Source organism: Agrobacterium sp. GW821-FHT14E08, from assembly GCF_058803865.1.
The window spans coordinates 714,910-727,679 of the sequence record NZ_JBXAPJ010000003.1; the positions used below are offsets into that span (position 1 = coordinate 714,910).

The window sequence follows — 12,770 nt, forward strand, 5'->3', positions numbered from 1 at the left end:
GCTGGTTACAGGCCGGGCACATCCGATGTCACGAAAGGTATACGGTAACCGCGCTTAAAACTTTCCCGCTGTCCGAGATGGCGATACCATGTCTGCACGGCTGGAAAGTCGTCGAGGTTGATCCTGTGGCGCGCGAAACGCGAGACCCATGGCCAGATGGCGATATCGGCGATGGAGAAATCGCCGGCCACGAACTCCCGCTCGTTCAAGCGGTCGTTCAATGTCCGGTAAAGCCGCGCCACATCTGCCGCGAAACGCGTTTCGGCAAAGGGTGCCTGTCCGGCATGATAGGTCAGGAAATAATGGGCATAACCGAGTGTCGGGCCGAAATTGGCGGCCTGCCACATCAGCCATTCGGTGACGACCAGTCGCTCGGTCGCGGCGGCGGGCAGAAGCCGGCCCGCCTTTTCGGCAAGATAAATCAGGATCGCGTTCGATTCTGTCAGGACGGTACCGTTCTCATCGTCGACAATCGCAGGGATTTTCGAGCCGGGATTGATGCTGATATAATCGGCGGCAAATTGCTCGCCTTTTTCGATGTCGATGGCATGGCTTTGATAGGGCAAGCCAAGTTCTTCCAGTGCAATCGAGATTTTAAGGCCGTTGGGCGTGATCCAGGTATAAAGGTCGATCATGTTAGTCGAACATTGCCTCATCAAGCGGCAAAGCCCGTCTGCCTTTCTTCCCGGTCACATCGGAAAGGTCCGTGTAAAGACCGCGTAGCGTCAAAACGAGCTCAATAATTCGCGGATCGGTGACACGATAGATCACCGCTTTGCCTTCCCGCGAACCTTCGATCACACCAGCGTCGCGCAATTCGGCAAGTTGCTGCGAAAGCGTTGGCTGCTGGATGCCGAGTTCATATTCCAGCGCGGAAACGGAAGCCTCCGTTTCCATGAGATAACAGACGATGGCCAGACGATTGGCGTTGGCGACAAGCTTCAAAAGCTCGCTCGCTTCCACCACGCTGCGGCAGATGAGATTGGAAACCGGTTTCGTCACGACTACAGGCCCATTTTTCAAACTACAAAAAAGTATATTGTGTGACGATAAATTTCAATGGCTTGATGAAAGCTAGTTTGGCCTGATTACGCATTTTTTAAAATCTACAGGATTGGTAGATTTCTCTTTCGCTTTCCGGCCGAGGATCGCCAAAACGTTCCTCGAAAACATTCTATAAAAAAGTAGATTGATTGCGAAATGAGGTGTCGACATGAAAATCGGGGTCCATCCCAACAATCTACATTTACGTCTCGCCCGGCTCTGGCCCGGCGCCTTTGAAGAATTCGATCCGCAATTCGTGGCCTATCGTGAAGGCCGCGATACGGCGGCGCTTCTGGAAAAGGGCGAAATCCATTTCGGCGGTACGGGTTCGACGCCGCCCATCGAGGCGGATGCACGCGGGCTTTCAGCGGTCTATATCGCCGCGTCCGCACCACGGCCTGCCAATGGCGCGATCCTCGTGCGGCGCGACAGCCCGATCCGCTCCGCAGCGGATCTTGCCGGAAAACGCATATCGCTGATTGACGGATCGTTTCACACCTATCTTCTGGCGCGCAGCCTGGAAGGGGCGGGGCTTGGTCTTGCGGATGTGACCCGTATCGAAAGCGGCGATAGCGATAGCCTGCGCGATCTCGTGGAAGGCCGTGTCGATGCCTGGGTGACGATGTCGCCGCGGCTGGAAAAGGCTCTGACCCATGAAGAGATCAGCCTTCTTGTCCGTTGCGGTTCCACCATTCCCAACCGTTCGCTGTTCTGGACGCTTGCGCGCCACAATATAGCGGGCGAGACAGGGCAGGCAATTGCGGCTGAACTGGATCGCGTCGGCCGGGCCGTGATGGCGGATATCGACAAAGCCGCCGCCCTTCTCGCCGCGGAACCTGGCAGCGAAGGTGATGCACAGTCCTGGGCCAAGGTGCTGAGGTCGCGAGACCTTTCGGTCGTGGCCGCTGCCGAAAATATCCTTGCCGAACAGCAGGAGGAGGCTGATACGCTTTACAGGCACGGTCATTTCTCTTTACCGGTTCTGACCGGGCAGTCAGCCAGCACGGGAGGCGGCAGATGAATGTTTTCTGGTACATGTGCGCGCCCGACGGCGCTTATCCCTGGCAGCCGGAAGGGTCCCGCAAGGTCGATCTCGGTTATTACAAACAGCTCGCGCTCGCTTACGACCAGCTGGGTTACACCGGCGCGCTGTTTGCCACAGGCGCGCATGACGTCTGGGTTCTGGCGGGCGCGCTGCTTTCCTATACCGAGCGGCTGAAGTTTCTGGTCGCCATTCATCCGGGACTTGTCGCGCCGACGCTGCTCGCCAAGATGGCGGCAACGCTTCAGGAATTTTCGCGCGGACGCCTGCTGATCAATGTCGTCTCGGGCGATGCGAAGATGCTCGGCGCATACGGCATGACCATGCCGCATGATGAGCGCTATGATATGGCGGATGAATATCTGCAGATCTGGCACCGCCTTTTTGCCGGCGAAACAGTCGATTTCAAGGGCCGACATTTCCAGACTGAGGGCGCAAAGCTGGCGCTGCCGGTGGGGCAGGGCATCGAGCCTCCGCCATTGTGGTTTGGCGGCTCCTCGGACAAGGCCATCGATGTCGCGGCCAAACATGTCGAGACCTATCTTTCCTGGGGTGAAACGCCGGACCAGATCGGCGCGAAGGTCGATCTCGTCAAGGCGCGGGCGGAGAAGCTTGGCCGCGAGCTGGAATACGGCATTCGTCTCTATGTTATTGTACGTGATACGGATGAAGAGGCATGGGCCGCCGCCGCCGATCTCTACGGCCGCATGGATGAGAGGGCCATTGCCGCCAACCAGCGTTTCGTCGGCAAGACGGATTCCGTCGGCCAGCAGCGCATGACGGCGATGCATGGCGGGCAGAAGCCGGAGAATCTGCGCGATCTCGAAATCGCGCCCAACCTCTGGGCCGGCATCGGCCTTGTCCGTCCGGGCCCGGGAACCGCGATTGTCGGTTCGCCGGATACTGTCATCCGCACGCTGGAGGCCTATAAGAAGGCGGGGGTGAATACCTTCATCCTTTCCGGCATGCCATTGCTGGAAGAGGCTTTCCGCTTCGGCGAAAAGGTTCTGCCGCGTCTTGACGTATCGCGTGAGGTCTCGACGGCAAAACAATTCACATGGTCGACCCTGTTCGATCGCGACCTCTCGGCCAAGGCCTCCTGAGCATGGTGTGGGAGTGGAGAGACAAGACATGACGGCAAGTCCGGCAACAACAATCGCGCAACGGCGCATCGGCCCGCAGCTCGCAGCGGAGCGGGCGCTTGCCATTCTCGACAAGGCGCTCGGCGCAGTCGCCGCCGCGATCCTTGCAACGCTTCTCGTGGTGGTGCTGGTCAACGTCACCCTGCGTTATCTGTTCCATACCGGCTTTATCGGCGCGGAAGACCTCGGCATCTGGCTGCATGTGGCCATGATCGCGGTCGGTGCGCCGCTCAGCCTCAAAAGCGCTCTCGCCATGCGGCTCGACGTTTTTGTGCGGTTTTTGCCTGAGCGATTTCACGCGGTAACCGAAGTTCTGGCCGATGCCTTCTCCTTCGTCGCCGCACTCATCCTCGCCTTCGGCGGGGTAGAGATCGCGGCGATGCTCGGCGGCACGTCCCCGACGCTTGGCCTGCCGGAATGGGTGCGTTTCGGCTTTCTCGGTGCAGGCGGCGCGCTTATCCTTCTTTATCTGGCACTTCAGCGTGTCAGTGAAGGCAAGCTGTTTGCCGTTCTCGCATCTCTCGCCATCGCTATTGTGGCTTACGTCGGCCTGCCGGAAGTTTTCGTCGATACGAGCCTGCCGCCGAGCCTGTTTCTGGCGCTGACGGCGGCGGTGGGGCTGGTGCTCGCCGCACCGCTTGCCCATGCCTTCCTTGCCGCCGCCTATGTGGCGATCGCCTTCGGCAGCACCTTGCCGGAACCGGCCATCGTTTCGTCAACCGTGACCGGCATGTCGAAATTCCTGTTGCTCGCCATTCCCTTCTTTCTGCTGGCCGGAAGCCTGCTGACGGAATCGGGCGTCGCCAACCAGCTGGTCCGTTTTGCTGCCTCCATGGTCGGGCACCGGCGGGCAGGTCTGGCGCAGACGACGCTTCTTACCAGCGTGCTGTTTTCCGGCGCATCCGGCTCATCGGTCGCCAATGCCGCCTTCGGGGCCTCCACCTTCCAGCCGGAACTGGTGAAACATGGCTATCCGCCGGCGCAGGCGGGCGCGATCATTGCGGCCACCTCCGTGCTGGACAATGTCATTCCGCCTTCCATCGCATTCCTGATCCTTGCGACGGCCACCAACCTGTCGGTCGGCTCGCTGCTGGTCGGCGGTTTCTTTGCCGGTGGGCTGATGGCGGTCTGCCTTGCGGTGGCGATCCATCTCAGCGTGCGCAGCGTCGATACCTTGCCGCGCGCCACGGGTGCGGAGCGCTGGCGCTCGGCCATCGCCGCCATACCGGCCTTCGGTCTTGGCGTCATCGTGGTGGTCGGCATCCGCATCGGCATCGTCACCACCACGGAAGCGGCAGCACTTGCGGCGCTTTACACGCTGCTTCTGGGCTTCGGTTACCGGCTGGGGGCAGGGCGCATTTTCGCGACTTTCCGGCAATCGGCCGGTGAGGCGGCGGCCATTGGCCTTCTGATCGGTACGGCCGGGCCTTTCGCCTTCCTGCTGGCGGTCGATAATGTCTCCGGCCTCGTCACTGACTTCGTAACTTTGCTTGGCGGCAGCAAGATCGCGGTGCTGCTGCTCTCCAACCTTATCCTGCTCGTGGTGGGACTGGTGCTGGATATTGGTGCTGCCATCCTGCTGTTCGGGCCGATCCTGCTGCCCGCCGCCGTGGCCGCCGGCATCGATCCGATCCATTTCGGCGTCATCCTCGTGGTCAATCTGATGATCCATGGCCTGACACCGCCGCTCGGCATGCTGATCTTCGTGGTCAGCGGCGTCACTCGCATTCCGGCGACAGCACTTTTCCGCGCTGTCGTTCCCTATCTCGTCTCTCTTCTCGTTTCCCTCGCCATTCTGTGCGCCTGGGCCATTCTCTTCTAAATTCGGGGTTTCATTCATGACTATTATCGATCGCCGCAATCTCCTGAAACTGTCTGCCGCGGGCGCTGCCGCACTTGCCGCACCCGCCTTCATTCGCACCGCCAATGCCAGAACCCGCAACCTCACCGTCGCGTCGCTTTTCGCCGACGACAAGCCGGAGACGAAAATCTGGGTGAAGATCAGCGAGCTGGTGGAGGCGAAGCTGCCCGGCCGTTTCCGTTTCAACATCGTCAAGAGCGGTGCGCTGGGCGGTGAAAAGGAAGTGGCGGAAAATATCCGCCTGGGATCGGTTCAGGCGAGCCTTTCGACAGTCTCTTCGCTCTCCGGCTGGGTGCCGGAACTGCAGATCCTCGATCTGCCCTTCCTGTTCCGCGATGCCGACCATGTGCGCAAGGTGGTGACGGGCGAGACTGGCACTGATCTGAAGACGAAGCTCGCCGCCCAGCAATTCATCGCCGCAGATTTCATCAATTACGGCGCTCGCCATCTTCTGACCAAGGAGCCGGTAACCCGGCCGGAGCAGCTGGAAGGCAAGAAGATCCGCGTCATCCAGAGCCCGCTGCACACCAAGCTGTGGAGCGCCTTCGGCACCACGCCGGTCGGTATCCCGATTACCGAGACCTACAATGCGCTGGCAACCGGCGTGGCCGATGCCATGGATCTCACCAAATCCGCCTATGCCGGCTTCAAGCTTTACGAGGTCGTGCCCTACCTAACGGAAACCGGCCATATCTGGGCTTCAGGCGTCGTCTATTACGGTGCGACCTTCTGGAACCAACTGGACGACGAAGAAAAGAAGGTTCTTTCGGAAGCTTCCAGCGAAGGTGCGCAATATTTCAACCAGCTGATCGTCGAGGACGAAGTAAAGTCCGTCGAGCTTGCGCTTTCGAAGGGCGGCAAGGTGCTGCAGCCGGAAGCACTGGACGAATGGCGCAAGGGCGCGCAGGGCGTCTGGCAGGATTTCTCCGGCATTGTTGGCGGCATCGAGAAGATACAGGCTGTGCAGTCGGCCTGATAGTACGGCCCATCGAAATCAGGAAACCCCGTGCGTCCTTCGGGCGCGCGGGGTTTCTTTTGTTCGGTATCAGTGCGAAGCGCCGGAGCCGCCGATGGCGACGATGGAATAGGGCTGGCCCTCCACCGCAACCGTGCGGGTTTCCTTCAGGCTTTCCGCGTCCACCACGCGGACCAGCGAATGGCGCGGATCGGAAATTGCGACCTGCCCATCGGCAACCGCGAGACGCGGGCGCGGATCGCGCCAATGGCCATCCTTGCTGTAGGGTTCGGTGACTTTCGCCTTGCGGGTGATGGCGCCTTCCAGCACGTCAAGCACATGCAGGTCACCGTCTTCCGTCAGGATATAGGCATTGCGCGGATTGACGGGATCGAGAATGAAATCGACGCGCCGGGTCGGCAGTTCCACCAGACGGAAGGCGTCCTTGCTGTCCGGATCAATGAGGACGACCTTGTCTTCACCGTAGTTTCCAAGGAAGAACTGCATGGATTTGCCGCCAAGCAACGTGCCGGTATAGGCTTTCGGGAAATCTTCCGGATAAGCCAGCATTTCGAGCTTCGGGCCATCCGTGCCGCCGGGGCGGGCAACAAGAATGCCTTCCTTGCAGCCGAAGGCCGCAAGTCGTGCGGATGTCGCCTCGCCATGCAGATCGGTGCATGCCGCCTGCTCGCCCACCTGCTTGCCCTCCCTGTCGAGAACACGTAGCCCAATGCGTGGCGGCAGCGTATCGGGTTTCGTTTCGATTTTGGTATTGGGCACCGACACCAGAACGTAACGGCCCATCGTCACCGCAACTCCATGATGCGGAGCGGTCGTATCGACGGTACGGACCTTTGCCTTGCCGTCCAGCAGGGCTGCTTCATCGATGATCTCCGCCTTGCCGCCACGGTCATAAAAAAGAATGGCATGGTCATCGTGCGGCACGACGTGGAAGGGGCGCTTGCCCTCGAAAGTGACGGGTAGCAGCGCCGCATCTTCCACATCCAGATCGCGATGCTCACCGTGATCGGAAAAGACGATGCCGGTCTTGATCACATGCACCATGTCGGCATCCGACTGGGTGGCGAAAACCGTCTTGCCCGAGGCGCTGGCCGTCAGCGCCGCATATCCTTTCAGATCGTAGCGTCCAAGTTCCTTGCCGGTTTCGAAATCGATGGCCCGCACGACCGGTTCGCTATGATCGGCGACGAAAAGCCGCCATTCCTTGACGCCGTCCTTGCTTTCTTCCGCCTGCACCGTGCCGGAGGATAGGGAGGTGGCGAGTGCCAGGCATGTGGCGAGCGCGCTTATGCCAAGTTGCTGGTGAAGGGAGAATCTCATGGTGTTCCTTCCAGACGTTGTCATCCCCATACAGATCAGGGCCGATGTCTGCCCTATGAGAACGATTGTAATGTTATTACGTTACGTAAACGTATTAGCATTACCGGCTGGGTCCATGTCAACCGATGTGGTCGCCTTTAGTTCTGAAAATCCGCAGAGGTGCGGTTAGCGACGCAAATGAGAGTTGAAACATCGGCCCCGGGCCGCAAACGCGACACTATCCCCGGGATTGACCCCAAGGATACGCAACCCACTGAAATCAAATATAGTCTCGTACCCCTCAAGGATGAGGGAGGGGTCTCCGGTAAAGCCTATCCAGCCAAATCGGCTGCCGGCCCGTTTTACCGTCCCAGATGCCGTTCGCCGCGCTTCTTTGCCAGTTCGATCTGTTGCTGCCGGTCACGGAACCGCTGGCGGTCCTCCTCGGTGCGGTCGTCATAACAGCTTGGGCAGGAAACGCCTTCCTCGAACAGCGGCGATTGCCGTACTTCCGGGGTGATGGGGTTGCGGCAGGCGTGGCAGAGCTTATGGTCGCCTTCTGCAAGCCCGTGAACGACCGAGACGCGCTCGTCGAACACAAAGCAGGCGCCTTCCCAGAGGCTTTCTTCTTCCGGGACTTCCTCCAGATATTTGAGGATGCCTCCCTTGAGGTGATAGACCTCGTCGAAACCCTGTTCCTTCATGAAGGCAGTGGCCTTTTCGCAGCGAATGCCGCCGGTGCAATACATGGCGATCTTCGGCTTGTTATGCAGGCCCGGATTGTTCTTCACCCAGTCGGGAAATTCGCGGAATGTTTTCGTCTGCGGATCGACCGCACCCTTGAAGAGGCCGATGGCGGTCTCGTAATCGTTGCGGGTGTCGATGACGATCGTATCCGGATCGGAGATCAGCTCGTTCCAGTCGCGCGGGTCGACATAGGTGCCGACGATGCGGTTCGGATCGATATCCGGCACGCCCATGGTGACGATCTCTTTCTTGAGCTTCACCTTCATGCGCACGAAAGGCATGTGCGACGCCCGGCTTTCCTTGTGCTCCAGCGCGGCAAATTCCGGCTGGGCGCGCAGGAAGGAGAGCACGGCGTGAATGCCCGCATCCGTCCCGGCAATGGTGCCGTTGATACCTTCGGCGGCAAGCAGCAGCGTGCCCTTGACGCCATTGTTCTGGCAGAGCTCGAACAACGGCTCGCGCATGCTTTCGAACCGCGGCAGGCGGGCGAAATGATAAAGCGCGGCCACAAGGAAATCGCCAGTGACTTCCGGGCGGGGGAGAATGGTGGTGTCGGTCATGGGCGCTGAAATACAGCGACGGCGGCCGCAAAGCAATATTTATCAGCGGGTCCGGGTATTTTGAAAATCGTCAAATTCTTGGCTTTTGAGGTTTCCTATATATTTCGTTGCAACACAAAAACTGTCAGGATTCTCATACCACCGTTGCCATTAACGCGTGGCTTGCCACCATTTGAGTATCGTGAGGCATACGTCTTCAGCGATCCTATCAGCCGACGCGCGTCCGCGCGTCGAGATGACTCTTTTCAGTTCAACGACTTGGGCAGCCTGGATGTAGACTCAAGGTCGGATGACAGATCACTATGTGCACCGGCACAATAAATCCTTGTCATGCAGGAATAAAGGTTCGCTCAGCGCTCACCCTTAGCCAGCCCGAAACGTCCGTGCGACAGGGTGCGCTCGATGCCGCGCAGCTCTGCCAGCCCTTTCAGCCGGCCGATGGCGGGATAGCCGGGCTGGGCCCCGCGTGTCAGGTCATCGAGGATTTCCTGGCCGTGATCGGGCCGCATCGGAATGGTGTGATCTTCACGACCCTCCGCCCGGCGGCGCGCTTCTTCGGTGAGGAGTGCGGCGATGACGGCGACCATATCGGTTCCGCCTTCGAGGTGCTCGTCTTCGAAGAAGGAGCAGGGGACGGTGTCCGTGTCGCGCGTCACGTTGCGCAGATGCACGAAATGGATGCGATCGGCAAAACGGCTGGCGATGAAGGGCAGGTCGTTATCCGCCCGCGCGCCGAGGGAGCCGGTGCAGAGTGTCACGCCATTGGCGCGGCTGTCGACCTTTGAGAGCATATGGGCGTAGTCCGCTTCGGTGGAGAGAATACGCGGCAGGCCGAGCAGCGGCCATGGCGGGTCGTCGCCATGGGCGCAGATGTTGATACCCACCTCTTCGGCAACCGGCGTCACCTCCGATAGAAAATCGATCAGGTTCTGCTGTAGCCTTTCGCGGTTGATGCCGTGATAGGAGCGCAGTTTTTCGAGAAGCTGGGCGAGTGTATAACCATCCGCCGAGCCGGGCAGGCCCGCGCCGATATTGCGCCCGAGTGCTGCGATCTTCGTGTCCGGCATCTCGGCGAAACGTTTTGCCGCTTCCTCCAGCAGCCAGTCTGGATAATCGGCCTTTGCGTCGGGGCGTTTCAGAATGTGGATGTCGAAGGCGGCGAAATCGGGAAGATCAAAACGCATCGCCTTTGCGCCGTGCCTTGTTTCCCAGCGCAGGTCGGTGCGGGTCCAGTCCAGCACGGGCATGAAATTATAGCAGACGGTGCGGATGCCGGAGGCGGAGAGGCGGCGCAGCGTTTCCTGCCAGTTGGTTATATGGCTTTTCCAGTCGCCGGTCTGGGTCTTGATATCCTCGGAGACCGGCACGCTTTCCACCACGTCCCAATAAAGACCGCCGGCCTTGATCGCCTCATGCCGTTTGGTGATTTCATCCACTGGCCAGACATCGCCGGTGGCGATGTGGTGCAACGCGCTGACGATGCCTTCCGCGCCCGCCTGAGCCGCATCCTGAACCGTGACCTTGTCGACCGGGCCGAACCAGCGCCATGTATGTCTCATCTTAAATCCTCAAATATCAGTCTGCGGAAAATGTCAGCTGCACCTTGCAGGCGGCGGAGCGGTCTCCGGCCTGTTCGAAGGCCGCTTTCGCCTCGCCGAGCGGGAAGCTGTGGGAAATGATCGGCCGGACATCGATCCTGCGGGTGGAGATGAGCCCGGCGGCGACGGCGAATTCCTCATGAAAGCGTTGTGAGCCGCGCCAGAGGATTTCCTTGCCCACCAGCGCGTTGAGCGGAATGGTGATGTCACCGGTGACGCCGACCTGTACGATGGTGCCGCGCGGGCGGACACAGGCAAAGGCGGTGCGAAGTGCCGGACCGGCTGCGGAGCAATCAAAAATGACGTCGAAATAACCCTTATTGTCCTGATAGGGCAAAAGCGCCTCGGCGTCTTTCGCGACGTTGATCGTGCGGTCGGCACCCATGGCGGGAGCGCGTTCAAGTGCGGCATCCGTCAGGTCGGTGGCAATGATGATGCTTGCCCCGGCGTGGCGGGCGGCGGCGATGGTCAGGAGGCCGATGGGCCCCGCGCCGGTCACCAGCACCTTTGCACCTGCCAGATCGCCGGCCTGGGCCACGGCATGCAGGCACACCGCGAGCGGCTCGGTGCAGGCGGCTTCAGCCGGTGAGGTATCCTCTGAAAATGTCGCGCATTGTTTGGCGGGAACCACCAGCCGGTCGCGGAACATGCCCTGTTCATGCGGCAGGCGCATGGCGCTGCCCATGAAGCGCATTTCAAGGCAATGGATCGGCTGGCCCTTCAGGCAGAAATGGCAATGGCCGCAGGGCTGGGACGGATTGACGGCGACGAGCTGGCCGATGGCAAGGCCGCTGACGCCGTCTCCCAGCGCCCGCACATGGCCGGATGCCTCATGCCCGCAGATGATCGGCTCTCGCACCCGGACCGGGCCGAAGCCGCCATCCTGATAATAATGCAGATCGGAGCCGCAGATGCCGCCCGCTGCCATGGCGAGCAGCACTTCGCCGGGTCCCGGTGCGGGAAGGTCCTGCGTTTCGACGCGAATGTCCTTCTGGCCGTATAGACGTGCCACGCGTGTCTGCATGACGATGCCCTCATATGTGTATGGAATGAAGAGGCCCGCGCGGGAAACCGCGCGGGCGATGACGTTTCATCAGCGGATCAGGCCCATTTCGGTCGGCAGCCACAAAGTGATGGCCGGAATGAAGGTGATCAGCAGCAGCGCCACGAACAGCGGCACCAGCCACGGCAGAATGGCGATTGTGGTGCGCTCGACGGAGAGTTTCGCCACGCGCGAGAGCACGAACAGCACCATGCCGAGCGGCGGATGCAGCAGCCCTATCATCAGGTTGAGCGTGATGATGAGACCGAAATGCACCGGATCGATATTGAACTGCAGCACCAGCGGCAGCAGGATCGGCACGAGGATGGTGATGGCCGCAATCGTATCGAGGAAGCAGCCGACGAACAGCATCAGGAGGTTGACCAGCACGAGGAAAATCCACTTGCTGTCGGTGATCGTCAGGATCGCCGCCGACAGAAGCTGTGCCGCCTGGCTGACCGTGAGCAGCCATGCGAAGACCGATGCCGCCGCGACGATGAAGAGCACCGAAGCGGTCGTCTCTATCGTATCGAAGGTCGATTTTGCCAGCGTCTTGAAGGTCATCGTCCGGTAACGGACAAGCCCGAGGAACAGCGACCAGAGGACGGCTGCAACGGCGGCTTCCGTTGGTGTGAACCAGCCCATGGTCATGCCGCCGATCAGGATGACAGGCGTCATCAGCGCCATCACGGCGGAGAAGTCGAAATACCAGTCGCAGGCGAGCAGTATGACCAGCACGATCAGTATCGACAGGTTGAGCGACAGACCGAACGCCGTGAGGATATAGATGCCGAGCGGCACCATCATCACCACGAAGACTTCTATCGATGCGCCGAAGATGGTTCTGAGGCTGAACGGCGTGTCGGAGCCCCAGCCCTTGATATAGGCGAAGACCGCAACCGTGATCATCATCAGAAGCGTCATGACGACGCCCGGAACGATGCCGGCCATGAACAGCGCGCCAATCGAGACATTCGCCATCATGCCGTAGATGACGAAAGGCAGCGATGGCGGAAAGATCGGCCCGAGCGTCGCGGAGGCGGCGGTGACGCCGACGGCCGCCTCGACCGGATAACCGTGATCCTTCATGGCCTTGATCTCGATGGTGCCGATACCGGCCGCATCGGCAAGCGCGGTGCCGGACATGCCGGAAAAGATCACCGAGCCAATGATGTTGACCTGCGCGAGGCCGCCCTTCATCCAGCCGACGAGCGCGACGGCGAAGGAATAGATACGTCCCGTCACACCTGCCGTATTCATCAGGTTGCCGGCAAGGATGAAGAAGGGGACGGCGAGGAGCGGAAAGCTTTCCACACCTGCGATCAGGCGTTGTGCCGCGATGATATCAGGCGCGACATTGTAGAAGACGATGTAGAGCAGCGAGGCCGAGGCCATGGAAATGGCGACCGGCAGGCCGATCAGCATCAGGAGAAGAAAAGAGCCGATAAGAAGTAGCATC

General features: G+C 60.2%; 11 protein-coding genes. 4 read left to right on the plus strand and 7 right to left on the minus strand.

Annotated elements, in window-relative coordinates; genetic code table 11:
• Positions 1–5 precede the first annotated feature (5 nt).
• Together AC1ROR_RS15945 and AC1ROR_RS15950 are read right to left on the minus strand one after the other, a co-directional pair.
• On the minus strand, positions 6–635 hold the full coding sequence (locus AC1ROR_RS15945; RefSeq protein WP_498589994.1) for a glutathione S-transferase family protein: 630 nt from the start codon (positions 633–635) through the stop codon (positions 6–8).
• Position 636: 1 nt separating this feature from the next.
• Positions 637–1,002, minus strand: coding sequence for an ArsR/SmtB family transcription factor (locus AC1ROR_RS15950; RefSeq protein WP_035220809.1), 366 nt, complete (start codon positions 1,000–1,002; stop codon positions 637–639).
• Between the two features lie 211 nt (positions 1,003–1,213).
• On the opposite strand from AC1ROR_RS15950, the gene AC1ROR_RS15955 reads away from it, so the two are divergent.
• From AC1ROR_RS15955 to AC1ROR_RS15970, 4 genes are read left to right on the plus strand one after another with little or no spacing between them, the layout of a single operon-like run.
• Positions 1,214–2,065 carry an ABC transporter substrate-binding protein gene (locus tag AC1ROR_RS15955; protein WP_498589995.1) on the plus strand — a complete coding sequence of 284 codons (852 nt, stop codon included), beginning with the start codon at positions 1,214–1,216 and terminating at the stop codon, positions 2,063–2,065.
• The gene (locus tag AC1ROR_RS15960) at positions 2,062–3,189 is read left to right on the plus strand and encodes an LLM class flavin-dependent oxidoreductase (protein WP_059758165.1); all 1,128 of its coding nucleotides are present in this window, start codon (positions 2,062–2,064) and stop codon (positions 3,187–3,189) included. Before AC1ROR_RS15955 ends, AC1ROR_RS15960 begins: the two co-directional genes overlap by 4 nt.
• Before the next feature lie 28 nt (positions 3,190–3,217).
• Positions 3,218–5,050, plus strand: a complete 1,833-nt coding sequence (locus tag AC1ROR_RS15965) for a TRAP transporter large permease (protein WP_498589996.1) — start codon at positions 3,218–3,220, stop codon at positions 5,048–5,050.
• A 16-nt stretch (positions 5,051–5,066) separates the two neighbouring features.
• Positions 5,067–6,065, plus strand: a complete 999-nt coding sequence (locus AC1ROR_RS15970; RefSeq protein WP_142170483.1) for a TRAP transporter substrate-binding protein — start codon at positions 5,067–5,069, stop codon at positions 6,063–6,065.
• Between the two features lie 69 nt (positions 6,066–6,134).
• On the opposite strand, the gene aztD is transcribed toward AC1ROR_RS15970, so the two are convergent.
• The 5 genes from aztD to AC1ROR_RS15995 all read right to left on the minus strand — a co-directional run bounded on the left by aztD (position 6,135) and on the right by AC1ROR_RS15995 (position 12,769).
• The gene (aztD, locus tag AC1ROR_RS15975) at positions 6,135–7,385 is read right to left on the minus strand and encodes a zinc metallochaperone AztD (RefSeq protein WP_498589997.1); all 1,251 of its coding nucleotides are present in this window, start codon (positions 7,383–7,385) and stop codon (positions 6,135–6,137) included.
• A gap of 341 nt (positions 7,386–7,726) precedes the next feature.
• Positions 7,727–8,671 (minus strand): oxygen-dependent tRNA uridine(34) hydroxylase TrhO, encoded by a 945-nt coding sequence (gene trhO / locus AC1ROR_RS15980; protein ID WP_498589998.1) that lies wholly within the window; start codon positions 8,669–8,671, stop codon positions 7,727–7,729.
• Between the two features lie 350 nt (positions 8,672–9,021).
• The gene (uxuA, locus tag AC1ROR_RS15985) at positions 9,022–10,230 is read right to left on the minus strand and encodes a mannonate dehydratase (RefSeq protein WP_498589999.1); all 1,209 of its coding nucleotides are present in this window, start codon (positions 10,228–10,230) and stop codon (positions 9,022–9,024) included.
• A 16-nt stretch (positions 10,231–10,246) separates the two neighbouring features.
• A complete protein-coding gene (locus AC1ROR_RS15990; protein WP_142170475.1) occupies positions 10,247–11,293 on the minus strand; it encodes an L-idonate 5-dehydrogenase in 1,047 nt (348 codons plus the stop codon).
• Positions 11,294–11,362: 69 nt separating this feature from the next.
• Positions 11,363–12,769: a TRAP transporter large permease gene (locus tag AC1ROR_RS15995; RefSeq protein WP_003519850.1), complete on the minus strand. Its 1,407-nt coding sequence runs from the start codon at positions 12,767–12,769 to the stop codon at positions 11,363–11,365.
• Between the last annotated feature and the right edge of the window lies 1 nt (position 12,770).